Here is a 26,102-nt window from a genome sequence, read left to right as displayed (position 1 = left end):
GGGGTTCCGAGGTGACGGCGACGGAGGACGCGGGGCGCGCGGCCGGGATGGGGGCGCCGCTGCGGCACGGCCCGTTCCGGGCGCTGGCCGCCGGGCGGCTGCTGATGTCCCTGGGCAACGGGCTCGCGAACGTGGCGCTGGCGTTCGCCGTGCTGGACGTGACCGGGTCCCTGGTCCAGGTGGGGCTGGTGGTGGGCGCGCGGTCCGTGGCCAACGTGCTCCTGCTTCTGCTCGGCGGGGTGATCGCCGACCGGCTGCCCCGCGCCCTGGTGCTGCGCGGCGGCTGCGCCCTGGCCGCCCTGTCCCAGGGGGCGCTGGGCGCGGCCCTGCTGACGGGGACGGCGTCGATGCCGCTGATGGTGGGGCTGAGCGTGCTCAACGGGGCCGCGGCCGCGGTGAACCTGCCCGCGTCCGCCGCGCTGGTCCCCCAGACGGTGCCGCCCGGGCTGCTGCGCCAGGCCAACGCGGTGGTCCGGCTGACCGGCAACGGCGCGATGGTGGCGGGGCTGTCCCTGGGCGGGGCCCTGGTCGCGTTCGTCGGCCCGGGGTGGTCGATCGCCGCCGACGCGGGACTGTACGCGCTGGCCTGCGGGGCGTTCGTGCTGCTGCGGCTGCCGGGCACGGAGGCCGGCACGGGGCGGGTGGGCGTGCTGCGCGACCTGGTCGAGGGGTGGCGCGAGTTCACCGCCCGCCCGTGGGTGTGGGTGGTGGTGGCGCAGTTCATGGTCACCAACGCCGCCTGGTCGGCCTCGGTGACGGTGCTGGGCCCGGCGATCGCCGACGCGTCCTTCGGCCGGGCGGCCTGGGGGCTGGTGGTGGCGGCCCAGAGCGCCGGGATGCTGGCGGGCGGGTTCCTGGCCGCGCGGTGGCTGCCGCGCCGCGCCCTGGCGTTCGGGGTGGCGCTGGTCGCCGTCCAGGCGGTCCCGCTGTACGCGCTGTCCCTGCCGGCGGCGCCCCTGGTGCTGGTCGCCGCCATGTTCGCGGCGGGCGTGGCCGTGGAGCAGTTCGAGGTGGCCTGGCACGTCTCGGTGCAGGAGAACGTCCCGGCCGACCGGCTGTCCCGGGTGTACTCCTACGACGCCCTGGGGTCGTTCGCCGCGATCCCGGTCGGGCAGGCGGCGATCGGGCCGGTGGCGGCGGCCGTGGGGCCGGAGCGGGCCCTGGCGGCGCTGGCCGCGCTGACGGCGGCGGCCACCCTGGCGGCCCTGGCCGTGCCGGGCGTGCGCCGCCTGCGCAGACGGGCCTAGAGGCCTGTTCTCCCCCGTGCCGCCGGGGGTTCGTGAGGCGCCCGGCGGGGTTCCGGCGGCCCCAAGGAGGCGTCCTCGAGGAAAGCCCGCGGCCGCGGGCCGTCCGTCGAGGGCGGTGGCGGGCGGCGGACGGACTGAAGCGCAGCGGAGGTTCACAAGGACACCGCCTAGCCGGCGGCGCCCCGGCTGAGGCGGACCTGGCTGAGCACCCGGTGGAAGGAGGCCACCTCCTCGTCGCTGAAGCGCTCGACGAGGCTGCGCAGGGTGGCCTGGGGCTCGGGGCAGGTGCCGAGGAACTCGTCCATGACCCGCGCGGTGTACTCGGCACGGGTCTCCAGCGTCCAGTACACCCAGGCGCGGCCGCGCTTCTCCCGGTCGACCAGGCCCTTGTTGTACAGGATCCCCGCGACCGTCATGACGGTCGTGTACGCGATGTCCCGGTCGTAGACCATCGTCTCGTGGACGAGCCGCACGGGCAGCGGCTCCTCGGACCGCCACAGCGCGTCCATGATGGCGGCTTCCAGCTCCCCCAGTCCCCTCATGGGTCTCTCCCACCCCCGTGTGTCCGGTGTGCGCGTATCGCGATCCTGGCACGCGGGGCGCGTCGGCGCGGGAGAACTCCGAAGAGCGCACAGATCCGCGCAAGTTCGGCACCGTTCACCGGCGTTTCGCGAGTCCGGAGGGCCCTCACCGAGGGAAACGCGCGACGGCCGGGCCCGGGTCCCACCGCTCCCGCTGGGAACGTCGGCGGCGGGACCCGGCCGTCCTGCCCGGCCGCTTGCACCTACTCCGACGGAGCCCGCCGGTACCGGGTTCCCTCGGAATCTCGATATCGAGAGTGGTACAGGACACACTGGAGGCGGCCGATAACGGCCAAGGGTTTCACATCTCCAAATCCCCTCAAAAGCCTACAAATCAGGCAGTGCGGGCACACTACGCTTGGTTACCGGCGCGTAGCGACAACGTGATTGTGAAAAAATGTTAGCTATCTCCTAGTTTCAACACGGCCCGCGTTCCCCGCCGGGAGGCCGGTACAAGTAGCCTGGTAACCGACGAGCGCCGGCCTGGTCAGACCGGTCTTCCGCCACGCGGTCGACCACCGTTCTTCCTTGAGCCGACCGAGCCGGCAGCCACCCGTCGTCCTACACATTCACGAGCGAGCTGCGGAAGTGGGCGATCTCCGCCGTGTCGTCTGAGGCGTCTCAACCCCTGACAGACTTTGGTCCCAACGAGTGGTTGGTCGAGGAGCTTTATCAGAAGTACTTGAACGACCCGAACTCGGTCGACAAGGCCTGGTGGAACTTCTTCGCGGACTACAAGCCCGCGGAGTCGGCCGGTGCGAAGAGCGGGGGGACCACCGCCGCCAAGGCGCAGGCCACGACCCCCACCGCACCCGAGAAGCCCGCCGCGCCGGCCCCCGCCAAGGCGGCGGCCCCGAGCGCGGACGAGGCCCTCCGGGTCGACGAGGAGCGGCTGCGCGGCGCACCGGCGCGCACCGCCACCAACATGGAGTCGAGCCTGGCCATGCCGACCGCGACCAGTGTGCGCGCGGTACCGGTCAAGCTCCTCTTCGACAACCGGATCGTCATCAACAACCATCTCCGGCGCGGCCGCGGTGGGAAGGTCTCCTTCACCCACCTCATCGGCTACGCCATGGTCAAGGCCCTCGAGTCGATGCCGGAGATGAACTACTCCTACACGGAGATCGACGGCAAGCCCGGTGTCGCCAAGCCCAGGCACGTGAACTTCGGCCTGGCCATCGACCTGCAGAAGCCGGACGGTTCGCGCCAGCTCGTCGTGCCCTCCATCAAGAGGTCCGACGAGATGGACTTCATGGAGTTCTGGAGCGGCTACGAGGACCTGGTCCGCAAGGCCCGCACCAACAAGCTGGGCGTGCCGGACTTCCAGGGCACCACCATCAGCCTCACCAACCCCGGCGGCATCGGCACCGTGCACTCGGTCCCGCGCCTCATGCCGGGCCAGGGCACCATCCTGGGCGTCGGCGCCATGGAGTACCCGGCCGAGTTCCAGGGCGCCTCCGCGGACACGCTGGCCGAGCTGGGCATCAGCAAGGTCATGACGCTGACCTCCACCTACGACCACCGCATCATCCAGGGTGCGCAGTCGGGTGAGTTCCTGCGCCGGATCCACCAGCTGCTGCTGGGCGAGAACGGCTTCTACGACGAGATCTTCAACTCCCTGCGCATCCCCTACGAGCCGGTGCGCTGGGTGCAGGACATCCACGTCAACAAGGCCACCCAGCTCGACAAGACCACCCGGGTCCAGGAGCTGATCCACGCCTACCGCGTGCGCGGCCACCTCATGGCCGACACCAACCCGCTCGACCACGAGCAGCGCAAGCACCCGGACCTGGACGTGCTCCAGCACGGCCTGACCCTGTGGGACCTGGACCGCGAGTTCCCGACCGGGGGCTTCGGCGGCAAGCAGGTCATGAAGCTGCGCGACATCCTGGGCGTGCTGCGCGACACCTACTGCCGCACGGTGGGTATCGAGTACATGCACATCCAGAGCCCGGAGGAGCGGGAGTGGATCCAGGCGCACGTCGAGCGCGAGCACGAGAAGCTCGACCGTGACGAGCAGCTGCACATCCTGCACCGGCTCAACAGCGCCGAGGCGTTCGAGACCTTCCTGCAGACCAAGTACGTGGGCCAGAAGCGGTTCTCCCTGGAGGGCGGCGAGTCCCTCATCCCGCTGCTCGACGGCGTGATCTCCAAGGCCGCCAAGTCCGGTCTGGACGAGGCCGTCATCGGCATGGCCCACCGCGGCCGCCTCAACGTGCTGGCCAACATCTGCGGCAAGTCCTACGGGCAGATCTTCGGCGAGTTCGAGGGCAACCTCGACCCGCGCAGCGCGCACGGCTCCGGCGACGTCAAGTACCACCTGGGCACCGAGGGGGTCTTCCAGACCCGCGAGGGCGAGAAGATCGACATCTCCCTGGCGGCCAACCCGTCCCACCTGGAGACCGTCGACCCGGTCCTGGAGGGCATCGTCCGCGCCAAGCAGGACGTGCTCGACAAGGGCGCGCACGGCTTCACCGTGCTGCCGATCCTCATCCACGGCGACGCCGCGTTCGCCGGGCAGGGCGTGGTCGCCGAGACCCTCAACCTGTCCCAGCTGCGCGGGTACCGCACCGGCGGCACCGTCCACATCGTCGTGAACAACCAGGTGGGCTTCACCACCTCGCCGTCGGACAGCCGCTCCAGCGTGTACGCCACCGACGTGGCGCGGATGGTGCAGGCGCCGATCTTCCACGTCAACGGGGACGACCCCGAGGCCGTGGTCCGGGTCGCGCACCTGGCCTTCGCCTACCGCCAGGCGTTCAACAAGGACGTCGTGATCGACCTCGTCTGCTACCGCCGCCGCGGTCACAACGAGGGCGACAACCCGGCGTTCACACAGCCGCTGATGTACGACGTCATCGACGCCAAGCGCTCCACCCGCAAGCTGTACACCGAGGCCCTCATCGGCCGCGGGGACATCACGGTGGAGGAGGCCGAGTCGGCGCTGCGCGACTACCAGTCCGAGCTGGAGCGGGCCTTCGTCGAGACCCGCGAGGCCGACAAGAAGCCGATCGAGCCGGGCGCCGTGGTCAAGCCCGAGGTGTTCACCGAGGGCCGCCTGGACCACTCCACCGTCGAGACCGCGATCAGCGACGAGGTCGTCAAGCGGGTCATCGACACCCAGGTCAACCTGCCGGAGAACTTCACCGCGCACCCGCGCCTGGCCCCGCAGCTGGCCCGCCGCGCCACGATGGTGGAGACCGACGCGGTGGACTGGGCGACCGGTGAGCTGCTGGCCTTCGGCTCGCTGCTGCTGGACGAGCACCCGGTCCGCCTGATCGGCCAGGACAGCCGCCGCGGCACCTTCGGCCAGCGCCACGCCGCGCTGATGGACCGCGACACCGGCGAGACCTACACGCCGCTCAAGCAGTTCGACAACGGCACCGTGAAGTTCCACGTCCACGACTCGCTGCTGAGCGAGTACGCGGCGCTGGGCTTCGAGTACGGCTACTCGCTCACCCGCCCCGAGGCGCTGGTGATGTGGGAGGCGCAGTTCGGCGACTTCGTCAACGGCGCGCAGACCGTCATCGACGAGTACATCAGCTCCGGCGAGCAGAAGTGGGGCCAGCGCTCCAGCGTCACCCTGCTGCTGCCGCACGGCTACGAGGGCCAGGGCCCGGACCACTCCTCGGCCCGGATCGAGCGGTTCCTCCAGCAGTGCGCGCAGGAGAACATGACCGTCGCGATGCCGACGACCCCGGCGAGCTACTTCCACCTGCTGCGCTGGCAGGCGAAGTCGCCGATCCAGCGTCCGCTGGTGGTCTTCACGCCCAAGTCGCTGCTGCGCCTGAAGGCCGCGACCTCCGCCGCCTCCGACTTCACCTCGGGGCACTTCCGGCCGCTCATCACGGACGACTCGATCGCTCCGGAGAAGGTGCGCCGCGTGGTGCTGTGCTCGGGCAAGATCTACTACGACCTGGACGCGGCGCGCCGCAAGAGCGGCGACAAGCACACCGCGATCATCCGGGCGGAGCGGCTCTACCCGCTGCCGATCGAGGAGATCCGGGAGCAGCTCAAGGCCTACCCGAACGCGGGCGAGGTCCTGTGGGTCCAGGAGGAGCCGGCGAACATGGGCCCGTGGCCGTTCGTCGCGCTGGTCTTCTCCGAGCAGCTCGACCGCCCGTTCACCCGGATCTCGCGTCCGGCGTCCTCCTCGCCCGCGGCCGGCTCGGCCAAGCGGCACGAGGCGGAGCAGCGCGCCCTGGTGGACACGGTCTTCCCGCCGGCGGACTAGCAGGGGCGTGCGCGTTGTACTACACGGATCGCGGAATCGAGGAGTTGGAGAAACGCCGCGGTGAGGAGGAGGTCAGCCTCGCCTGGCTCGCCGAGCAGCTGCGGACGTTCACCGACGTCCACCCCGAGTTCGAGACCCCGGTCGACCGGCTGGCCACCTGGCTGGCCCGGCTGGACGACGAGGACGAAGAGTAGGGCGCACCACCTGTGAAGGGGGCCCGGGAGAGATCCCGGGCCCCCTTCGCGCTGTCCGGCCCCGTCCCGGGAGGCGCCGCTCCCCCCGGGGGGCCTCGGGGAGAACCCGGAGACACCCCCGGTAATCCGCGACATATCTTGAGTTCGCCGCACTCGCGACATATCGTGAAGGCATCGGAGCGAGCGAAAGGGTGCACACGATGGCACGTTGGACCATCGACAGGCCGACGACCCAGACCCTCGACGGCATCGTGGCCTTGCGGGTACGGATCCTCGGCGGCCAGGTCAACATTCTTCCCACCGACGACCCGGTCACCTTCGAGGTGACCGACATCGTCGGCGAGCCCCTCCTCGCCGTCCAGGAGGCGGGCATCCTCACCATCCACTACGAGGACCTCACCGGGTCCGGACTGCTGGAGCGGCTGCGCCCGGTCCAGCTGGGCGGCTACAAGCAGGTGCAGCGGCGCAGCGCCACCGTGAACCTGCGCGTCCCCCGGGACTGCCCGGTCGACGTCACCACCATGAGCGCGCCGATCGTCGTCGCCGGCGTGGGGTCGCGCACCAGGCTCAAGACCGCCTCGGGCGAGGTGACCCTGGACGGGGCGAGCGGCGAGACCGACATCGGCACCGTCTCCGGCAACGCCTCCCTGCGGGACGTGTCCGGGGGCCTGTCCTTCAACAGCGTCAGCGGCCAGCTGGCCGTGGCGGGCGGGCGTGTCTCCTCCCTGAGCGCCAAGACCGTCTCGGGCTCCGTGCTGGCCGACACCGACGTGGCCCCGGCCGGCCGGGTGCGGATCAACACCGTCTCCGGCGAGGTCGCCCTGCGGGTGCCCGCGGACACCTCCGCCTCGGTGGAGATCCGCAACGCCAGCTCCGCGGTCGACTCCGACTTCGGCCTGGAGCGGAGCGGCGGGCGCGCCCGCACCGTCCTGAGCGGGCGCATCGGCAGCGGGGTGGACCCGGCGACCATCACCATCAACTCCGCGTCCAACCGGACCGCGCTGCTGCGGCGCGCGCCCGAGACTCCGGCCGCGATCCCCGAGGGGGCATGAATGAGCACTTTCTTCGGACACGGCAGACTCCGGCTCTACCTGCTCAAGCTGCTGGACGAGAGCCCCAGGCACGGATACGAGATCATCAGCCTGCTCCGGGACCGGTTCCTGGGCGTGTACTCCCCCTCCCCCGGCACCATCTACCCGCGGCTGGCGCGGCTGGAGGAGGAGGGGCTGGTCACCCACACCGAGGAGGGCGGCCGCAAGGTCTACAGCCTCACCGACAAGGGGCGCGAGGAGCTGCGGGCGCGCGAGCGCGACCTGGACGACCTGGAGCGGGAGATCACCGACTCGGTGCGCGACATCGCCCGGGCGGTCAAGCAGGACGTGCGGGAGACCATCAGCTCGCTGCGCGAGGAGCTGAAGTTCGCCGCGGGCGGCGCCCGGCGCCCCGCCGAGGAGGCTCCCGCGCCGGAGTCCGCGGCCGGGGAGGCCCCGAAGCAGGAGGAGCCGACCGCCGAGGCCCCCAAGGCCGAGGAGGAGCGGGACTCCCGGAAGCAGGGCGGCGAGAAGGCGAAGGCCGACCACTCCTGCGACGACGGCCAGCGCTGGTCGCGCGAGTGGGAGAAGTTCACCCAGGGCTTCGGCGCCTTCGGCGCGGTCTGGGGCAAGGGCGGTTCCGGCCGCACCCCCGACCTGGACCACGCCCTGCGCGACTTCAGCGAGCGGGTCCGCGACGTGGCCAGGGAGGCGGGCACGGTCGGCGAGGCCGCCCTGCACGACCTGCGCCGCATCCTGGACGACACCGTCGAGGTGATCCGCCGGGACGCGCGCACCTGGGGCCCGCCGCGCAAGGACTCCGCGGAGCCGGAGGCCGAGAAGGCCGACGGTCCCGAGGCGCCCGGGGCCGGGGCTCCCGCCGCCGAGCGGCCGGAGTCCGAGTCCCAGGAGCCCGAGGCGCCCGGCCCGGAGGCGGAGAAGCCGGGGGCCGGGGAGCCTGAGGCGGGCGAGCCCGGGGAGCCGAGGGCCGAGGGTGCCGGGAAGGCCCCGAAGCCCGAGGAGCCCAAGGCCGCGCGGCCCATGCCGCCCTCCGGCGGCGACCCTTGGAGCCAGGTGGTCGACGACCCCGGCGACGACAAGTAGCCGCGACGGACCGAGCAAAAGGGGAAGGGCCCGGAGGGGCGCCGCGGGGGCGCGCCTTCCGGGCCCTTCCCGTGTCCGGTCAGCGGCGGGCGACGCCGTCCTCGCGGGCCTGGGCGGCGACGGCGGCCGAGACCGCCGCGCCCACCCGCTCGTCGAAGGGACTCGGGATGATGTAGTCCGCCGACAGGTCGTCACCGACGAGTCCGGCCAGAGCCGTGGCGGCGGCCAGCTTCATGTTCTCGGTGATGTCGGTGGCGCGGGCCTCGAAGGCGCCCTTGAACACGCCCGGGAAGGCCAGGACGTTGTTGATCTGGTTGGGGAAGTCGCTGCGCCCGGTGGCGACCACCGCGGCGTACTTGCGGGCGACGTCCGGGTGGATCTCCGGGTTGGGGTTGGCCATCGCGAACACGATCGCGTCCTGGGCCATGGTCGCGACGACGGCCTCGGGGACCTCGCCGGCGGACAGGCCGATGAACACGTCCGCGCCGGCCAGGGCGCTCTCGATGGAGCCGCGCAGGCCGGCCTTGTTGCTGATCGCGGCCAGCTCCTGCTTGACGGGGGTCAGGCCCTCCCGCCCGTCGTAGATCATGCCCTTGGAGTCGGCCACGGCGATGTCGCCGATGCCGCCGTCGACGAGCATCTTGGTGACGGCGACCCCGGCCGCGCCCGCGCCCGAGACCACCGCGCGCAGGTCGCCCAGGGTGCGCCCGGTCAGGCGGGCGGCGTTGTGCAGGGCGGCGACGGTGACGATCGCGGTGCCGTGCTGGTCGTCGTGGAAGACGGGGATGTCCAGCCGCTCGCGCAGCCGCTTCTCGATCTCGAAGCAGCGGGGGGCGGAGATGTCCTCCAGATTGATCCCGCCGAAGGACGGGGCCATCCGCACGACGGTCTCGACGATCTCGTCGGCACCGGTGCAGGCCAGCGCGATGGGGACGGAGTCGACGCCGCCGAACTGCTTGAACAGCAGCGACTTGCCCTCCATGACGGGCAGGGACGCCTCGGGGCCGATGTCGCCCAGGCCCAGGACCGCGGTGCCGTCGGTGACCACGGCGACCAGGTTGCTCCGCCAGGTGTAGTCCTCCACCAGCTCGGGGGAGTCGGCGATGCCGTTGCAGACGCGGGCGACGCCCGGGGTGTAGGCGAGGGACAGGCCCTCGTGGTCGTGCACGTCGACGGTGGAGGTGATCTGGAGCTTGCCGCCGCGGTGCAGGGCGAACGCGGGGTCGTCGTCCAGGTTCGGATTCCGGGTACGCGAAGAAGAATCGCTGGTCATCGAAAACCCTTCAAGGTCTTACTGCCGCCCGCGTCGGCCATGACGGGGCGAATGGTGTCGGTGCGTACCGCGCGCGAAGCCGGTGTGCCGTGCTAGGGGAGCCCCCTCCGGCGCCGGTCGGCCATGACCGGTGGTGTCGCCGGAGAGGTCGTGCTTCGCCTGACTCCTATGCGAGTTCTGCGCGTACGCCTCACTACGGGGATGACCCGTTACGCAATCCTCTCACAACGGTGACCGCAGGAAAATCGCAGGGTCGGCACGATGGGACGGCACCGACGTATCCACATTTGCCACATATCGCACCGTATGTCGCTTTGGTTCGGGTGGAGGGGCCGCGAACCCGACTCCGACCAGGCACTTCGTGCTCCAGAAGGAGATTCACGATGGCCCTGCACAAGCCCCTGTCCGCGCCCTTCTCCGTCGGCGCCCTCGCCCTGGCCGGTGTCCTCGCCCTCAGCGCTTGCGGCGGCTCCGAGCCGGCCGAGGAGGAGGCCGCGACGCCGGAGGCGCCCGCCGTGGAGGTCGACGAGGAGCTCGCCGCCCTGGTCCCCGCCGACATCGCCGAGGCCGGCTCCGTGAAGATCGGTGTGGAGGCGTCCTACCCGCCCGGCGAGTTCCTGGACACCGACGGCGAGACCGTCCTGGGCTTCAACGTCGACCTGCTGGAGGCCGCCCTGGGCAAGCTCGGCCTGGAGGCCCAGTGGGAGCCCACCACCTTCGACTCCATCATCATCGGCGTCGACACCGGAACCTACGACCTGGGCTCCTCCTCCTTCACCGTGACCGCGGAGCGCATGGAGCAGGTCAACATGGTGTCCTACTTCTCCTCCGGCACCCAGTGGTTCGCCCAGGCGGGCAACCCGCAGGGCGTCGACCCCGACAACGCCTGCGGCATGCGCATCGCGGTGCAGTCCGACACCACCCACGACGAGGACATCGAGGCCCGCAGCCAGGCCTGCGTGGACGCCGGCGAGGACCCCATCACCATCCAGAAGTTCGAGAACCAGCCGCTGGCCACCGAGACCGTGGTGTCCGGCGTCAACGACGCCTCCCTGGCCGACATGCCCACCGCGGCGTACGCCCTGGAGCAGACCGGTGAGGGCGTCCTGGAGTTCATCGGCGAGCAGTACGACGCCGCCCCCTACGGCATCCTCACCCACAAGGACGAGACCGAGCTGGCCGACGCCATCGCCGCCGCCTTCAACGCCATGATCGAGGACGGCACCTACGAGCAGGTCCTGGGCGAGTGGGGCGTCGAGGCCGGCGGCCTGGAGTCCGCCGAGGTGAACCCCGCCGCGGAGTAAGGGAAACCCTCCCCCGTCCGTCACCGAGCGAAAGTCCGATCCTTGACCTCACCGACCGCACCGGTGGGCGGCCCGGAGCCGAGCAAGATCCCGGCTCCGGGCCGACCGGCCGAACCCATCACCGCCGTCCCCGTCCGCTACCCCGAGCGGTGGGTCGCCGCCGGAGCCGTGCTGCTCCTGGCGTCGATGTTCGTGCACATGCTCTTCACGAACGACGCCTTCAACTGGCCGTTCATGGTGGAGCACATGTTCTCGGACCCCGTCGTCCGAGGCGTGTGGGTCACGATCAGCGCCACCGTCCTGTCGATGGTCATCGGCATCGCCCTGGGCATCGTGCTGGCCGTGATGCGGCTGTCCGGGAACCCGGTGCTGAGCACCGTCTCCTGGATCTACACCTGGTTCTTCCGGGGCGTGCCCCGCCTGGTCCTGGCCGTGCTCTTCGGCAACCTGGCGATCCTCTACCAGACCATCGAGCTGGGCCTGCCGTTCGACAACTACTGGATGGCCTGGCTCGGCCTCGAAGGCGACGCCCGCTTCTTCGAGATCGACACCCGCACCCTGCTGAGCGGCTACGTCGCCGGCCTGATGGCGCTGTCGCTCTCCGAGGGCGCCTACATGGCCGAGATCATCCGGGCGGGCCTGCAGTCGGTCGACAAGGGCCAGACCGAGGCCGCCCAGGCGCTGGGCATGAGCCGGGCCAAGGTCCTGCGGCGCATCACCCTGCCGCAGGCGATGCGGGTGGTCATCCCGCCCACCGGCAACGAGACCATCGCGATGCTCAAGGACACCGCGCTGCTCGCCTACGTCCCGGTGACGATCGAGCTGTTCTACCAGCTCCAGGCGATCGGCGCCCGGACCTACCAGATCTTCCCGATGCTGGTGGCGGCGTGCCTGTGGTACCTGGCCATCACCAGCGTCCTGATGATCGGCCAGTACTTCATCGAACGCCGCTTCAACCCCGGCCAGTACGGCGGCATCCGCAACCGCATCGTCGGAGGGGCGCACTGATGAGCGAGCAGAACGAGCCGGTCATCGAGACCGCCGAGGGGGCCGAGCTCCCCTCCGACGCCCTCGTGGTCGCCGAGAACGTGCACAAGAGCTTCGGCCGCCTGGAGGTGCTCAAGGGCATCGACCTCCAGGTCCGGAGGGGCGAGGTCATGTGCATCATCGGCCCCTCGGGGTCGGGCAAGTCGACCTTCCTGCGGTGCGTCAACCACTTGGAGAAGCTCACCGCCGGACGCCTGTGGGTCAACGGCGAGCTGATGGGCTACCGGCAGAAGCGCGGAAGGCTCTACGAGCTGCGCGAGACCGAGGTCGCCGCCCAGCGCAGCGACATCGGCATGGTGTTCCAGCGCTTCAACCTGTTCCCGCACCTGAGCGTGCTGGGCAACATCATCGAGGCGCCGGTGCAGGTCAAGCGCGTGCCCAAGGCCCAGGCCACGGCCAAGGCCATGGAGCTGCTGGAGCGCGTGGGCCTGCCCGACAAGGCCGCCGCCTACCCCGACCAGCTCTCCGGCGGCCAGCAGCAGCGCGTGGCGATCGCCCGCGCGCTGGCGATGGAGCCGTCGCTGATGCTGTTCGACGAGCCCACCAGCGCCCTGGACCCGGAGCTGGTCGGCGAGGTCCTGGACGTGATGCGGGACCTGGCCGAGAACGGCATGACCATGATGGTCGTCACACACGAGATGGGGTTCGCCCGCGAGGTCGGCGACTCCCTGGTGTTCATGGACGACGGCGTGGTCGTGGAGGCCGGCGCCCCCGCCGAGGTGCTGGGGAACCCGCAGCACGAGCGCACCCGGGCCTTCCTGTCCAAGGTGCTCTGAGCCGCGCTCCGGGCGGCCCGCTCCCTCCCCGGGGGCGGGCCGCCCCCTTTTTTGCGCCCTCTCCCGGAGAAACGCGCCGCCGCCCCTTGACCCGGGGCCCCGGGGGACACAGAGTCGGGGTGGTGAGCACAGCGGGCGAGGACATGAGCGTACGGCGGCCGTGGACGGAGCGCGGGGTGCCCTGGGAGGGCCCCGCCCTGCGGCGCACCCGGGAGATCCTGTGCGCGGGGGCGCGCGAGCGTACCCTGGAGGTCGGTGTGGGCGACGGCGCCAACCTGCGGTACTACCCGCCCCAGGTGCGCCTGACCGCGATCGACCCGGACTCGGCGGCGCTGGCCGCGGCCCGCAAGCGCGCCGAGGAGCTGGGGCTGGTCGCCCGCTTCGCCGAGGGGGACGCCCGCTCGCTGGACTTCTCCGACGAGAGCTTCGAGACCGTGGTGTGCACGCTCGCCCTGAGCGCCATCGACGGCCAGGAGGAGGCGCTGCGGGAGATGTACCGGGTCCTGGTGCCGGGCGGGCGGCTGCTGGCAGCGGAGCGGATCGGCCACACGCGCTTCCCCGCGCGGCTGTGGGAGCGCCGCCGCGAGAACCCCCGGCGGGCACCGCGCGAGGTGGCCGCCGAGGCGGGCTTCCGGGTCGGCCACCACGACCGGCTGTTCTTCGGGACGGTCGAGCGGATGGTCGCCCACCGCCCCTGACGCCCGCCGGTGTGCGCGTAGGCTGGAGGAGGCCCTGTCCCCTTCCGCTACCGAGGTGATCCGATGATCCGTACCGCCGTGCCCGACGACGTTCCGGAGATCGTCGCGATGATCCGGGAACTGGCCGAGTACGAGAAGGAGCCGGACGCGGCGGTCGCCACCGAGGACGACCTGCGCACGGCGCTCTTCGGCCCCGACCCCAAGGTGTTCTCGCACATCGCCGAGGCGCCCGGGCCGGACGGGGCCCCCGTCACCGTCGGCTTCTCGGTGTGGTTCCTCAACTACTCCACCTGGACCGGCAGGCACGGGATCTACCTGGAGGACCTCTACGTGCGCCCGCACGCGCGCGGCGGCGGGCACGGGCTGGCGCTGCTGCGCACCCTGGCGCGCACCTGTGTGGAGCGCGGCTACACCCGTCTGGAGTGGTCCGTGCTCGACTGGAACGAGCCGTCCATCCGCTTCTACGAGGCGCTCGGGTCGCGTCCCATGAGCGAGTGGACGGTCCGCCGCCTGGACGGCGAAGCCCTGGCCTCTCTGGGCTCCCAGAGCCCCTGATCACGACCGATCGTCTCGCGTTCGACCCGATCACGCGGACACGGTCCGTTCTCCCTGCGTCAGTGGCAGGGTGAAACGAGATACATTGCATTCAAGCGGCAACCTCGCCCCCCGAAGGAGGGACGTGACCGAAGAAACCGCTGTGCCCATGGCCGACGCCACCGGTGTACGCGACGCTGTCACCGTCAACATGCCCGCGGACAGCGCATACCTGTCCGTCCTGCGCACGGCGACGGCGGGCCTGGCCGCCCGGCTCGACTTCACCCTCGACGAGATCGAGGACCTGAGGATCGGTGTCGACGAGGCCTGCGCCATGCTCCTCTCCCAGGCGCTGCCCGGCACGGAACTGACCACAGAGTTCGAGCTCGCCGCGGACGGGATGCGCATCTCCGTCTCGGTGATCACCGCCGACGGCCGGCTCCCCGCGCGCGACACCTTCGCCTGGACGGTGCTGTCCGCCCTGGCCGGGGAGGTCGACGCCGAGGTCGGCCCCGACGACCGTGTCTCCATCGTCCTGTACAAACGCCGTGGCACCTTGGAGCCGGCGTGAGCGAAAGGGGGCCCGCTCTGACCGCGAAGACCGAGCACGCGGTGCCCGACCGGGCGCGCGCGAGAGCGCTGTTCGAACGCCTCAACGAACTCGACGCCGATTCGGAGGAACGGCGCAGGATCCGTGACGAGCTCGTGGAGCTCCACCTGCCACTGGTGGAGTACCTGGCCCGCCGGTTCCGCAACAGGGGGGAATGGCTGGACGACCTCACCCAGGTCGCCACGATCGGGCTGATCAAGTCGATCGACCGGTTCGACCTGGAGCGGGGGGTGGAGTTCTCCACCTACGCCACGCCGACCATCGTCGGTGAGATCAAGCGCCACTTCCGGGACAAGGGGTGGGCCGTCCGGGTCCCCCGGCGCCTCCAGGAGCTGAAGCTCTCACTGACCAAGGCGGTCAGCGACCTGTCGCAGCGCGAGGGGCGCTCGCCGACGGTCGCCGAGCTGGCGGCGCACCTGCAGATGACCGAGGAGGAGGTGCTGGAGGGCCTGGAGTCCGCCAACGCCTACTCGACGGTGTCGCTGGACGCGCCGGACAGCGGCGACGAGGACGCGCCCGCGGTGGCCGACTCGCTCGGGATCGTGGACGAGTCCCTCGAGGGCGTGGAGTACCGGGAGTCGCTCAAGCCACTCCTGGAGCAGCTGCCTCCCCGGGAGAAGCGCATCCTGCTGCTGCGGTTCTTCGGGAACATGACCCAGTCGCAGATCGCCCAGGAGCTCGGCATCTCGCAGATGCACGTGTCGCGCCTGCTGGCCCGCACCCTGGCCCAGCTGCGGCAGGCACTGACCACCGACGACTGACGCGCGCCGACGGCCGCGGCTCACCGATCCTTCTTCTCGCCCCATTCGCCGGGGAAGAGGGCCGCGGTCGTCGGAGGCGAGAGCACCGCCGCCGAGGCGGCCACCGCCACGGCCGCCAGCACGCCGCCGATCAGGTACTGGCCGCTGGTGAACATGTAGTACGCCACCACGCCGAGGAAGAGCTGCGTGACGAAGACCGGCGTGCGCGCCCAGTCCTTGAGCCGCCACAGGCCCTGGGCGATGAAGACCAGCAGCGCCGCCACCCCCAGCCCGATGACGGTGAGCGGCAGGGCGCTGTCCAGCTCGCCGGTGCGGCCGGTGACCGCGGTGAACATGCTGTAGAGCCCGCCGATGCCGGCGGCCAGCCCGACGAGCGCCTCCAGCGCTGCTGCGACGACGACGGTGAACGGGCGGGAAGAGACCTCGGAAGACACCCCTCGAGGTTATCCCCGTCCCGGCCGGACCCGCTCCCGCCCCGCCCTCCCGCGGCCCGGGGCGCGTCCGGCGGGCGCGGCGCTCCCGGACCGCGGGATGCGCCCCGTATGGCCCTACACTGGCCGTGTGCGCGCCCTTTTCATCGTGAACCCCCAGGCGACCACGACCACGTCGCGGACCCGCGAGGTGATCCTGGGCGCCCTGGCGTCGGAGCTGGACGTCACCGTCGCCGAGACCGAGTACCGCGACCACGCGGTCGAGCTGGCCCGCGGCGCGGCCGGGGCCGGGTACGAACTGGTGCTGAGCCTGGGCGGGGACGGCACCGTCAACGAGGTCGTCAACGGCCTGCTGGCCACTCCCCCGGAGCTGAAACGGCCGCGCTACGCGGTCATCCCCGGCGGCAGCGCCAACGTCTTCATCCGCGCGCTGGGGGTGTCCGGCGACCCCGTGGAGGCCACGGGGACGATCCTGGAGGCGCTGCGGGCGGGCCGGGAGCGCGAGATCAACCTGGGGCGGATCACCAGCGACCGGGACGACCGCTACTTCACCTTCTGCGCCGGGTTCGGCTGGGACGCGGACGTGGTCCAGCGGGTGGAGCACGAGAGGTCGAACGGGCGCAAGGCGACCCCGGCGCTGTACGCGGAGGTCGCGGTCAAGCTGTTCTTCGGCGGCGATATCCGCGATCCCTCACTGGCGGTACAGACCGGCGACGGCGGGGCGAAGGACGTCTATTTCGCCCTCGTCACGAACACCACTCCGTGGACTTACGCGGGTGCGCTGCCGCTCCAGCCCACGCCCTCCTCCCGTTTCGAGCTGGGGCTGGACGCATTCGCGCTCACCCAGGCCGGGCACCCGCTCACGGGGTGGATCCTTTCGCAGATGTTCTTCCCCAAAGGGCTCGCCGCCCGCGGCGACGGCTATCTGACCTGGCACGATCAGGAGTCTCTGCGGATCACGTCATCCCATCCGCGGGCGTTCCAAATCGACGGCGAGTACCTCGGAGAGCGGGAAGAGGTCAACTTCCATTCCGTACCGAAGGCATTACGAATCGTCTGTTAATTGTCGGCTCCGTCGCCATTCAACGGCACTGTGACGCATGCGACATGCCCTTACGGGACCTTTGACCCCGAGAGCTCTTGCACGCCGGGGACGGGCCTGCCACGCTCGACATATCGCCGCGAGTTACGGGCGAGTTAATTGGGGCGCTTCCCACGTGGCCGCGGGGTGAACCCGGGGCCGGACTCCACCGATGGGACCCATCCATCGGGCGCCCGCCGTGCAGTGTTCGTGAAAATCTTCACAAGCCCCCGGACCTCGACATGAGGAGTGGACCGCATGGACTGGCGCCATGACGCAGCCTGCCGTGACGAAGACCCCGAACTCTTCTTCCCCATCGGCAATTTCGGCCCGGCCCTGATGCAGATCGAAGAGGCCAAGGCCGTGTGCCACCGCTGTCCCGTCAGCTCCGCCTGCCTGAACTGGGCTCTGGAGAGCGGCCAGGACGGCGGTGTCTGGGGAGGGACCAGCGAGGACGAGCGCCGCCTGATCAAGAAGCGGCGGGGCATCTCCCACCGTTCGATGGTACGCGGCTGATCCCCGGCGCCCGCACCGCCCCCCGGCCAACGGCCGGAGGCGGACCCGGTCCCCGCCCGGCGCAGCGGGGACGCCCGCGCCCCTTTCCGGCCTCCGCCCGGCACGGCTCCCGCCGGTCAGGGCAGTGACGCCTCCTCCCGGTCCAGCGGCAGGGTGATCGCCACCTCGGTCCCGCCGCCCTCCTTGGGCCTGATGGCCAGGGTCCCCCCGAGCTCCCCCACGATGAGGGTCCGCACGATCTGCAGCCCCAGGCTCGTGGTGCCCTCCAGGTCGAAGTCCTCCGGCAGCCCCCCGCCGTCGTCGGACACGGCCAGTTCCAGGCTTCCCGCACCCGTGTACCCCGGCCCGCCCTCGAACCGGCGCACCCGCACCTCGATCGACCCGGGCCCCTGGCCCAGCCCGTGTTCCACGGCGTTCTGCACCAGCTCCGCCAGCACCATCGACAGCGGTGTCGCCACCAGCGCGTTGAGCAGGCCGAACCCTCCCACCCGGCGCGGCACCACGGTGCTGCCGGCCGACGTGGAGGAGACCTCCGCCGCCATCTGGATGACCCGGTCGGCGATGTCGTCGAAGTCCACGACCTCGTCGGGGGTGTGCGACAGCATCTCGTGCACGATCGCGATGGAGCCGACCCGGCCCACCGCCTCGTCCAGGGCCGCCCGCGCCTCGGGCACGTCCAGCCGCCGCGCCTGGAGCCGCAGCAGGGCCGCCACCGTCTGGAGGTTGTTCTTGACCCGGTGGTGGATCTCGCGGATGGTGGCGTCCTTGGTCATCAGCTCGCGCTCGCGGCGGCGCAGGTCGGTGACGTCGCGGACCATCACCAGGGCGCCGATGCGCACCCGGTCGATGATGAGCGGGATCGCGCGCAGCTGCACGGTGACCCCGCGCGCCTCCACCTCCGCCTCCTGGGGCGCCCGGCCGCCCGCCGTGTAGGTGAGGTTCTCGTCGCGGGCCTCCCCCGGCGCCGCCAGCTCCAGGGTGATGCGGTCCAGGCGCGCGCCCACCAGGTCGGCGGTGAGCCCCAGCCGCCGGTAGGCCGACAGGGCGTTGGGGCTGGCGTAGACGACCTCGCCGTTCTGGTCCAGGCGCAGCAGGCCGTCCCCGACGCGGGGCGAACGCACCATGAGCGGGCCCTGGTCGATGAAGGGGAACACGCCCTCGGCGATCATCTGCGCCAGGTCGCCGGCGCTCTGGAGGTAGGTGAGCTCCAGGCGGCTGGGGGTGCGGGCGGAGCTGAGGTTGGTGCTGCGCTGGATGACGGCGATGAGGTTGCCCTCCCGCCGCACCGGAATGGTCTCCTCGCGCACCGGGACCCCGCCCGACCAGTCCGGGTCGCCGTCGCGGCAGATACGGCCCTCGCTCCAGGCGCGGTCGATGAGGGCCCTGCGGCCCACCACCCGGGGCGCGGTACGCGATGTGACGTCCGTCATATCGTCGTAGAGGACGGTCTCCACCAGATCGTCCTGGAACGCGGTGGGGCCGGTGGTGGGGCGCATCTGCGCGATGGCCACCCAGCCGTCGTCCTCGCGCAACCGCACCCACAGCACCAGGTCTGCGAAGGAGAGGTCGGCCAGCAGCTGCCAATCGGAGACGAGGGAGTGGATCCATTCGAGATCGGCCTGCTTGAGCGACGTGTGTCGCCTGATGAGATCACTGAGGTGAGGCACTCACAAATCATCCCATGGAGGAGTGCATACTCAAGAGGTACGCGCTCGACCAGTGGTCCACACCAATTCGGGCGCGGCCGAACGCACGAGGAGAGTGATGACCGGTCAGGGCACACTGGACGGCAACCCCCGGGTGCCGAAGTACTACCAGGTGAAGAAGCAGCTCCTGGAACTGATCGAGGCGATGCCGGCGGGCAACCCGGTGCCCCCGGAGCGGGCCCTGGCCACCCAGTTCGGGACCTCGCGCACCACGGTGCGCCAGGCCCTCACCGAGATGGTCGTGGAGGGGCGGCTGCTGCGCATCCAGGGAAAGGGCACGTTCGTGGCCAAGCCCAAGGTCGCCCAGGTGCTCCAGCTGACCAGCTACACCCAGGAGATGCGCTCGCACGGCCTGCACCCGGCCACCCGCATCCTCGACGTGAGCTACATCAACGCCGACGACCAGCTCGCCGAGCTGCTGGCGATCCGCTCCGGCGGCCGGGTGCTGCGCATCGAGCGGCTCCGGCTGGCCAACGGCGAGCCGATGGCCGTGGAGACCGCCCACCTGGCGGCCCGGCGCTTCCCCGGCCTGCGCCGGCAGCTGGACCGCTATGCCTCGCTCTACGAGGCGCTGGCGAGCGCCTACGACGTCTCGCTGGCCGAGGCGGAGGCGTCCATCGAGACCGTGCTGGCGACCCCCAACGAGGCCCGGCTGCTCGGTGTGGACGTGGGCCTGCCGCTGGTGCTGCACTGCCAGCACAGCTTCGACCGGGACGGGCACCCGGTGGAGTGGGTGCGCTCGCTGTACCGGGGCGACCGCTACAAGTTCGTCACGCGCCTGCGCCCCCCGACCGACTGAGCCCCCCGGCCGACGGCCCCTCTCCCCCTGCGCGGCGCCTCCCCGCGCCCCCTCCGTACGGGCGCGGCGTGCGGGACCCGGACCGCGCCCGGGTCCCGCACCGCGCGGCTACCCGCGGTCCAGGACGGTGGCCAGCGCCTCCACCACCCGCGGGTCGTACTCGGTGCCCGCGTCCATGCGCAGCCGGTCCAGCACCGCCTCCCGGCGCTCGGCGTCGCCGTTCTCGCCCACCAGGTCGTCGAAGGCGTTGGCGACCTTGATGATCCGGCTGCCCAGCGGCGGCACGCCCTCGTCGTCGTCCCCGGCGACCGGCTCGCACTGGCGGCGCACCACCTCGGCGACGGAGTCCAGCACCCCGGTCTCCCGGATGATCCCCGCGCCCAGTTCGGCGATGCGCCGCTGCTCCCGGGGCGAGGCCAGCACGGTCGCCCCGCCCGCGATGGGCTCGCGCAGCGACAGCTGGCCGATGTCGTGCATCAGCGCCGCGTACTCCAGTTCCAGCAGCTCGGCCTCGGCCAGGCCCAGCTCGCAGCCGACCAGGTGCGACAGGTGGCTGACCCGGCGCGAGTGCCCGTTCTCCACGTACCCGCCGACCTCGGTCACCCGCGACAGCGCGCGCACGGTCTCCAGGTAGGTGCGGCGCACTTCGGCGTGCCTGCGGAAGGCCACCTGGGCCACCAGCAGCGGGGCGCTGAACACCAGCAGCCCGGCCAGGCCGGTGACGGTGCAGGACAGCGCGATGAGCACACCGCTGGAGCCGGTGGCCATGCCCGAGGCGAACTGGGCGCGCATCTCGTCGCCCGCCGCGACCCGCAGCCGGGTGCGCAGCCGCTCGGCGCGCAGCACCGCGGCCAGCAGGGCGTCCACCGTCCACACGGTCAGTACCAGGGTGAACATGAGCAGCGTCGCCGCCACCGAGGGCCCCGACAGCCCCAGGTGCTCGGCGATGGGCCGGAAGCCGACGGCCAGCAGCCCGGCGGAGAGCACCCTGCGGGCGACGTCCTCCACCCGCGGGGTGCGGCCCACCGCGACGTGCGGCAGCTCGCCCACCGCCACACCGCAGGCGACCACCGCCACCACCTGGAGGGGCGAGTGGTCCGAGGGCCCCTGCCCCAGGTTCAGCAGGAAGGCGTACCCGACCGCCCCCGCCGAGGCGATCGGCGCGACCTCCCGGTGTCCGGGCAGGGTGATCCTCACCAGTTCGCCGACGGCGATGACCAGGCAGAAGCACAGGGCCACATAGGGTTCGACGAACCCGGTGGCCGAGGTCCACACCAGGGAGACCAGCGAGACCGAGCCCACTACCGCCACCAGCAGGGCGCGCACCGGGCGGGAGGTCCTCCAGACCGGCCCGCTCCGGGGCCGGTGGCCGAGCGCGCCGCCCTCGGGGCCCGTCGGCCGCCCGGGGGGCGGCCCCTCCGTCTGCCGTTGTGTCATCACCGGTCCCGACCGCCCGTCGCGGTGCCCGTGGGCAGCGCCGTCGTGGGGGCCGCGCCCTCGACGGGCGCCGTCCCCTGCTCGGCGGGCACGGCGGCGGGCGCGGTGCCCGGTCCGGTCCCGCCGGCCGCCCCGTCCTCCGCGGAGGCGGCCTCCGCCGCGGCCGAGCCGTAGCAGCCGCCCGGCGGCTCGGCGATGTCGGGCGTCTCCCAGCCCTCGCGCTCCACCGCTCGGACCAGGGCCTCCACCATGCGCGGGTCGAACTGGGTGCCCGCGCAGGCGCGCAGTTCGACGATGGCGTCCTCCACCGACCACGCCTTGCGGTAGGAGCGCGTGGAGGTGAGGCAGTCGAAGACGTCGGCGACGCTGATGATGCGGGCGGACTCGGGGATCTCCATCCCCACCAGCCCCATCGGGTAGCCGCGGCCGTCGAGGCGCTCGTGGTGGTGCCGGATCCCGGCCAGCGCCTCGTCCAGGAAGCCGATCTCCCGGACGATCTCGTAGCCGCGGGTGGGGTGCAGCTTGATGGCGGCGTACTCCTCGTCGGTGAGCTTGCCGGTCTTCTGCAGCACCTTCGTGGGCACGCCGAGCTTGCCGATGTCGTGGAGCATCCCCGCGTAGCGGATCTTCTGCACCCGTTCGGCCGACATCCCCAGCTCGCGGGCGATCATGGCCGAGCCCTCGGCGACGCGCATGCAGTGGCCGCGCGTGTAGTAGTCCTTGGTCTCCACCGCCTGGCAGAGCGTGGCCAGGGTGGCCTCGTGCGCCCTGGCCTCGTCGGCCTGCTGCGCGAACGCCCAGCGGGCGATGAACAGCGGCAGCAGGACCAGCAGCGGTGCGACGATCCCCACGCCGTCCCAGACCGCCGCGATGGCCAGGCCGAGCATCTGGTAGCCCATCGAGGACAGCTCGACCGCCACCAGGGGCCGCCAGTTGAAGCGGCCGCGCCCGCGCGGGCGCGCCTGGCCGAGCGTCCAGAACAGGACCCCGACCAGCAGCGAGTTGACGGCGGAGTGCGTCAGGACCGCGGCGACGTAGGGAAGGACCACGGCCGGGAAGTCCGCCTCGCCGAGTCCTCCCACCACGCCGCCGCACAGCAGGTAGACATGTCCGGCCGCGAACGCCGCCAGTGCGAACTGCGCTCCGTTGAAGGCGCGTTTGACCGCGGCCAGCCTCCGGACCGCGAAGCATGAGGCGAAACCGACCAGCGCCGCCCCGACGGGACCGACGAGGACGACCGCGGCCAGCGAGACCGCCGAGCTCGGCGACATCCCCGCCTTGCCGCCCGACCCGACACTCGTACTGATCGACTCGGCGACCACGAACAGCAGCGCCACCATGATGAGCGTCTGCGGATCTATGCCCGAATAGGGCCCGATGAGCAGGATGGCGACAGCACTGACAACGATGATCCCGATGTAGACACGCGCGCCCCCGGGAAGAGCCCGCACCCTCGTTCACCTCCCACCAGCGACGACCGGACTGTCATGGTTTCACCGGTTCTGTTCTACCACCAGGACCATCCCGTGAAGGAGGAAGCGGCCAAGATCGCCGCGGCGGCGGTGTGAAGCAGAGCCATGAACATCGTCGTCCCCTCTCCCCTGAACGGCATGCCGCCTTTCCCCGGGCACGCCGCGTAAATTACCCCATTCGTTGGATATGGCGTCCAGTTTAACGGGCCCCGAAGGCACCCGGATTCCCCACAACCCGAACCATCGGCGCCACGGACTCCGAAGGGGATGCGAAGTTCCGGAGTATGGAATTACTAATTCAATTAGCAATCACGGGTGACTACCCTGAGTGACCATCGCCTTCGGCGGCGTGATCGCGGAAGACCGGAACCCGAGCCCACTTGCCTGGCAGCCCCCCGCAAGGCCATCAGCTCCGACTACACAAAGTGATCACCCGTGGCCACTCCCCGCACTCGCAGGAAAAATCATTCCGAGTCGATCACAGGCCGGGTCGGCCGAAGGGGGTCGGGCGTGTCGCAGGAGAGGACGAAGGCGTCACCCGGAAAGTCCGATGACCAAAAACCCCCACACCATAGGGGAATCCGAACACCCATTCCCAAGAAATAGCGCAAAACCCCATCAAGGCCGCATCATATGACAAGATCCCAGAAAACCCGCAAGACACCAAAAAGGCGGAAGCTGGCATTCCAGCTTCCGCCCAGGGGTGTTCCGGACTTCCGAAAAAAGAACCGGGTCCGTGCGGGAACCGCGTCCGTGCGCGGCTCAGGCGAACGTTCCGGGCCCCGCCGCCTCGCGGGCCGCCTGCTCGTCCCGGGCCCGGGCGAGCCGGCCCAGGACCTTGTCCCGCAGGTCCAGCGGGACCGGGTCGCACCCGCAGTGCTTGGCGACGAGCTTCTTCACCGCCTCGTCGAGCCCGTACTCCTCCAGGCAGGGCTCGCACCCGTCCAGGTGCCGCCTGATCTGCTCGCAGTTGTTCTCTTCCAGCTCCCCGTCGATGTACGTGTAGAGCTTGTCGAGCACCTCGCTGCACGGGGTGTCCCCGTGACGACCCTGGCCGCTCATCGCCGATCTCCTCGATCCGACCCGTCCTGACCCCGCCCGCCCGCGGACGATCCAGAGGCGGCGGCGCCGGCCGTGGCGCGCACCGCGGGGAGGAAGCCGCGGTCGACCGCGTACTCCTCCAGGAGGGACCGGAGCTGGCGGCGCCCCCGGTGCAGCCTGGACATGACCGTTCCGATCGGCGTCCCCATGATCTCGGCCACCTCCTTGTAGGCGAAGCCCTCGACGTCGGCGAGGTAGACCGCGATCCGGAAGTCCTCGGGCAGCTCCTGCAGCGCCCGCTTGACGTCGCTGTCGGGGAGGTGCTCCAGGGCCTCGGCCTCGGCGGACTTCAGGCCCGCCGCCGTGTGCGAGGCGGCCTGCGCCAGCTGCCAGTCCTCGACGTCCTCGGTGCCGGCCTGCTTCGGCTCGCGCTGCTTCTTGCGGTAGGAGTTGATGAAGGTGTTGGTGAGGATGCGGTACAGCCACGCCTTGAGATTCGTCCCCTCCTTGAACTGGTGGAACGAACCGAACGCCTTGGCGAAGGTCTCCTGTACGAGATCCTCCGCGTCGGCGGGGTTGCGGGTCATGCGCAGCGCCGCGGAGTAGAGCTGGTCGAGAAAGGGAAGCACATCCCTCTCGAAGCGCTCTTCCCGCTCCTCGGCTGTCTCCTGGCCCTGATCCAAGCCCGTCGGCCTCCTCGCACTGGTCCCGGCTGGGAAATCCGTACCTCCAAGATACGGTTCCCCGGCACGGGGCCGCGCATCGGCACCACGTGGCGTGGACAACGCCTCCTCGCGTTCGAGGCACGCACCGGCGATCGGCATGGTCTGGCGGTCCTCCTCGGAAAATCCCTGGTGGCGGTGGGACCGGGGCCCTCCCCGGTCGCGGTGTTCGGTCACAACAACGGCCGCCGCCCGCTGATTCCGGTCCGGACACGGGCCGAAGGTCCCCTCCTCGCGGAACTTCGCCGATCGGACGCGTCCGGGGAGGTGAGGCATGGCAGAGTGCGGGTAAGACCCTTTGAAGGATGGGAGAGGAGTGCACGTGCGACCGTCCTCGACTCCGGCCTCCGACCGCCCCCGGTCACCGGCGGCCCAGTTCGCCACCCCCGACCGGCTCTCCGACTACTGGCGGTTCTACTGGGCCGTCGCCGAGGCGCAGATCGCCCGCTGGCTCCCGGAGGTCCCCTCCCGGCTGCTGGACCTGTCCAGCCCGGACTACCAGGGGACTCCGCGCGCCGTCGCCGCGGGACACGACGTGGTCGCCCTGCTGCCCTCCGCGGACTCGGCGGTGCGCAGGCCGCTGCGCCTGGTCAACGGACGCGCCGCGGTGCCCCGCCCGGCCCGCCGCGGGCGGCTGCGCCAGATCGTGGGGGACGCGGCGTTCCCGCGCTTCCTGGCCGCCGAGAGCTTCGACGGGGTGATCGCCGACAACCGGGTGCTGTCCCGGCAGCTGGCCACCGAGGAGTCGGTGGCCGAGATCGCCCGGGTGCTGCGGCCCGGCGGCCGGGTCCTGCTGTGCGTCGACTCGGTGGTGCTGGGCATGGCCCTGCTCGCCGAGCAGGACTGCTGGCCCGAGCTGAGCCACGCGCCCAGCGCCGACGTCCTGCTGGTGCCCTGGCCCGACGGGTCCATCACCCGCTGCTTCACCGCCGAGCAGCTCACCGACACCCTCACCGAGGCGGGCCTGGAACTGGAGTGGATCAAGCCCCGCACGGTGCTGTCGGCGTCCACGGTGGAGATGATGCTCGCCCGCGACCCGCGTTCGATGAACCGGCTGGTCGAGATGGAGCTGCGCGCCACCGAGTCCGACGACTACGTCGGCGTCCACCTCGTCGCCGCGGCCCGCAAGCCCCTCTAGATCGTGTTCGGCGGATGCCCTCGAGCGTTCCGGCGCTCGCGCCGAATGCCGGGAGCGGCCGCGGGGCGTTCTCTCGCAAGACGGCCGGCGCAGGTCGGCCCGTCCGAGCGCGGGCGGCGCGGTGAGAGGCGGCCCCACGGCCGCGACCCGGAACGATCCGCCGAACACGCCCTGGCGCCCGCCCTCCGAACACCCCCTGTGCCATGGGGGTTCCGGGGGCCCGGAGGAGGCGCCCAAGGGAAGAGGCCCGGCGGAGGCGTCCACGGGAAAGCGCGGCGTGGGCCGTCCGCCGGGGCCGGTGATCGGCGAGGACCTGGACGCAGCACCTAAGGCTCCGGCCCTCGAGGGCCGCCGACGGCACGGCC

Annotated in this window: 24 protein-coding genes; 16 read left to right on the top strand and 8 right to left on the bottom strand. The window is 71.2% G+C overall.

The window, feature by feature from the left end:
• Window positions 1-47: 47 nt before the first annotated feature.
• Window positions 48-1,247, top strand: a complete 1,200-nt coding sequence (locus ACFVNO_RS03685; RefSeq protein WP_378889225.1) for an MFS transporter — start codon at window positions 48-50, stop codon at window positions 1,245-1,247.
• A 167-nt stretch (window positions 1,248-1,414) separates the two neighbouring features.
• Here ACFVNO_RS03685 and ACFVNO_RS03680 read toward each other — a convergent pair whose 3' ends face one another.
• Window positions 1,415-1,789 (bottom strand): BlaI/MecI/CopY family transcriptional regulator, encoded by a 375-nt coding sequence (locus tag ACFVNO_RS03680; RefSeq protein WP_220565136.1) that lies wholly within the window; start codon window positions 1,787-1,789, stop codon window positions 1,415-1,417.
• Window positions 1,790-2,432: 643 nt separating this feature from the next.
• On the opposite strand from ACFVNO_RS03680, the gene ACFVNO_RS03675 reads away from it, so the two are divergent.
• From ACFVNO_RS03675 to ACFVNO_RS03660, 4 genes are all read left to right on the top strand, one after another.
• On the top strand, window positions 2,433-6,062 hold the full coding sequence (locus tag ACFVNO_RS03675; protein WP_378888920.1) for a multifunctional oxoglutarate decarboxylase/oxoglutarate dehydrogenase thiamine pyrophosphate-binding subunit/dihydrolipoyllysine-residue succinyltransferase subunit: 3,630 nt from the start codon (window positions 2,433-2,435) through the stop codon (window positions 6,060-6,062).
• Between the two features lie 14 nt (window positions 6,063-6,076).
• Window positions 6,077-6,256 carry a DUF6104 family protein gene (locus ACFVNO_RS03670; protein ID WP_220565134.1) on the top strand — a complete coding sequence of 60 codons (180 nt, stop codon included), beginning with the start codon at window positions 6,077-6,079 and terminating at the stop codon, window positions 6,254-6,256.
• Between the two features lie 200 nt (window positions 6,257-6,456).
• Window positions 6,457-7,308: a DUF4097 family beta strand repeat-containing protein gene (locus ACFVNO_RS03665; RefSeq protein ID WP_355256928.1), complete on the top strand. Its 852-nt coding sequence runs from the start codon at window positions 6,457-6,459 to the stop codon at window positions 7,306-7,308.
• Window positions 7,309-8,391, top strand: coding sequence for a helix-turn-helix transcriptional regulator (locus ACFVNO_RS03660; RefSeq protein ID WP_355256925.1), 1,083 nt, complete (start codon window positions 7,309-7,311; stop codon window positions 8,389-8,391).
• A gap of 79 nt (window positions 8,392-8,470) precedes the next feature.
• Here the strand turns inward: ACFVNO_RS03660 and ACFVNO_RS03655 are convergent, their stop codons facing one another.
• Window positions 8,471-9,664: an NADP-dependent malic enzyme gene (locus ACFVNO_RS03655; protein WP_378888913.1), complete on the bottom strand. Its 1,194-nt coding sequence runs from the start codon at window positions 9,662-9,664 to the stop codon at window positions 8,471-8,473.
• Between the two features lie 383 nt (window positions 9,665-10,047).
• Here ACFVNO_RS03655 and ACFVNO_RS03650 point away from each other — a divergent pair, with 383 nt between their 5' ends.
• From ACFVNO_RS03650 to ACFVNO_RS03620, 7 genes are all read left to right on the top strand, one after another.
• Entirely contained in the window at window positions 10,048-10,968 is a 921-nt protein-coding gene (locus tag ACFVNO_RS03650) for an ABC transporter substrate-binding protein (protein ID WP_355256919.1), read from the top strand.
• Between the two features lie 42 nt (window positions 10,969-11,010).
• The gene (locus ACFVNO_RS03645) at window positions 11,011-11,976 is read left to right on the top strand and encodes an amino acid ABC transporter permease (protein WP_355256916.1); all 966 of its coding nucleotides are present in this window, start codon (window positions 11,011-11,013) and stop codon (window positions 11,974-11,976) included.
• Window positions 11,976-12,791 carry an amino acid ABC transporter ATP-binding protein gene (locus tag ACFVNO_RS03640; protein ID WP_255647080.1) on the top strand — a complete coding sequence of 272 codons (816 nt, stop codon included), beginning with the start codon at window positions 11,976-11,978 and terminating at the stop codon, window positions 12,789-12,791. Before ACFVNO_RS03645 ends, ACFVNO_RS03640 begins: the two co-directional genes overlap by 1 nt.
• 143 nt (window positions 12,792-12,934) lie before the next feature.
• Window positions 12,935-13,489, top strand: coding sequence for a class I SAM-dependent methyltransferase (locus tag ACFVNO_RS03635; protein WP_355257117.1), 555 nt, complete (start codon window positions 12,935-12,937; stop codon window positions 13,487-13,489).
• A 63-nt stretch (window positions 13,490-13,552) separates the two neighbouring features.
• Window positions 13,553-14,044 (top strand): GNAT family N-acetyltransferase, encoded by a 492-nt coding sequence (locus ACFVNO_RS03630; RefSeq protein WP_355256912.1) that lies wholly within the window; start codon window positions 13,553-13,555, stop codon window positions 14,042-14,044.
• Between the two features lie 124 nt (window positions 14,045-14,168).
• Window positions 14,169-14,594 (top strand): anti-sigma factor, encoded by a 426-nt coding sequence (locus ACFVNO_RS03625; protein ID WP_073378345.1) that lies wholly within the window; start codon window positions 14,169-14,171, stop codon window positions 14,592-14,594.
• A 41-nt stretch (window positions 14,595-14,635) separates the two neighbouring features.
• Window positions 14,636-15,394, top strand: coding sequence for an RNA polymerase sigma factor SigF (locus ACFVNO_RS03620; RefSeq protein ID WP_073378881.1), 759 nt, complete (start codon window positions 14,636-14,638; stop codon window positions 15,392-15,394).
• Between the two features lie 20 nt (window positions 15,395-15,414).
• Here ACFVNO_RS03620 and ACFVNO_RS03615 read toward each other — a convergent pair whose 3' ends face one another.
• A complete protein-coding gene (locus tag ACFVNO_RS03615) occupies window positions 15,415-15,828 on the bottom strand; it encodes a hypothetical protein (protein WP_220565125.1) in 414 nt (137 codons plus the stop codon).
• 127 nt (window positions 15,829-15,955) lie between these two features.
• Here ACFVNO_RS03615 and ACFVNO_RS03610 point away from each other — a divergent pair, with 127 nt between their 5' ends.
• Window positions 15,956-16,888, top strand: a complete 933-nt coding sequence (locus ACFVNO_RS03610; RefSeq protein WP_355256908.1) for a diacylglycerol kinase family protein — start codon at window positions 15,956-15,958, stop codon at window positions 16,886-16,888.
• A 276-nt stretch (window positions 16,889-17,164) separates the two neighbouring features.
• Entirely contained in the window at window positions 17,165-17,422 is a 258-nt protein-coding gene (locus ACFVNO_RS03605; protein WP_220565121.1) for a WhiB family transcriptional regulator, read from the top strand.
• Between the two features lie 116 nt (window positions 17,423-17,538).
• On the opposite strand, the gene ACFVNO_RS03600 is transcribed toward ACFVNO_RS03605, so the two are convergent.
• Complete coding sequence (locus tag ACFVNO_RS03600; protein WP_355256905.1) at window positions 17,539-19,089, bottom strand: histidine kinase N-terminal domain-containing protein; 1,551 nt, start codon at window positions 19,087-19,089, stop codon at window positions 17,539-17,541.
• A 97-nt stretch (window positions 19,090-19,186) separates the two neighbouring features.
• Between ACFVNO_RS03600 and ACFVNO_RS03595 the strand changes: the two genes are divergently transcribed.
• On the top strand, window positions 19,187-19,927 hold the full coding sequence (locus ACFVNO_RS03595) for a GntR family transcriptional regulator (RefSeq protein ID WP_073378335.1): 741 nt from the start codon (window positions 19,187-19,189) through the stop codon (window positions 19,925-19,927).
• A gap of 108 nt (window positions 19,928-20,035) precedes the next feature.
• On the opposite strand, the gene ACFVNO_RS03590 is transcribed toward ACFVNO_RS03595, so the two are convergent.
• The 4 genes from ACFVNO_RS03590 to ACFVNO_RS03575 form a co-directional block, all read right to left on the bottom strand.
• Window positions 20,036-21,364, bottom strand: coding sequence for an HD domain-containing phosphohydrolase (locus ACFVNO_RS03590; protein WP_355256901.1), 1,329 nt, complete (start codon window positions 21,362-21,364; stop codon window positions 20,036-20,038).
• Window positions 21,364-22,749 (bottom strand): HD-GYP domain-containing protein, encoded by a 1,386-nt coding sequence (locus ACFVNO_RS03585; protein WP_378889222.1) that lies wholly within the window; start codon window positions 22,747-22,749, stop codon window positions 21,364-21,366. The genes ACFVNO_RS03590 and ACFVNO_RS03585 overlap by 1 nt, the downstream gene beginning before the upstream one ends.
• Before the next feature lie 849 nt (window positions 22,750-23,598).
• Complete coding sequence (gene rsrA, locus ACFVNO_RS03580) at window positions 23,599-23,898, bottom strand: mycothiol system anti-sigma-R factor (RefSeq protein ID WP_220565117.1); 300 nt, start codon at window positions 23,896-23,898, stop codon at window positions 23,599-23,601.
• Window positions 23,895-24,560, bottom strand: coding sequence for a sigma-70 family RNA polymerase sigma factor (locus ACFVNO_RS03575; protein WP_220565116.1), 666 nt, complete (start codon window positions 24,558-24,560; stop codon window positions 23,895-23,897). Before ACFVNO_RS03575 ends, rsrA begins: the two co-directional genes overlap by 4 nt.
• A 355-nt stretch (window positions 24,561-24,915) precedes the next feature.
• On the opposite strand from ACFVNO_RS03575, the gene ACFVNO_RS03570 reads away from it, so the two are divergent.
• Window positions 24,916-25,737: a methyltransferase domain-containing protein gene (locus tag ACFVNO_RS03570; RefSeq protein ID WP_355256897.1), complete on the top strand. Its 822-nt coding sequence runs from the start codon at window positions 24,916-24,918 to the stop codon at window positions 25,735-25,737.
• Window positions 25,738-26,102 lie beyond the last annotated feature (365 nt).

This window comes from Nocardiopsis sp. NPDC057823 (genome assembly GCF_042797335.1).
In the GTDB taxonomy this organism is placed as follows: Bacteria; Actinomycetota; Actinomycetes; order Streptosporangiales; family Streptosporangiaceae; genus Nocardiopsis; species Nocardiopsis changdeensis.
This window is presented reverse-complemented; position numbering and strand designations above follow the sequence as displayed.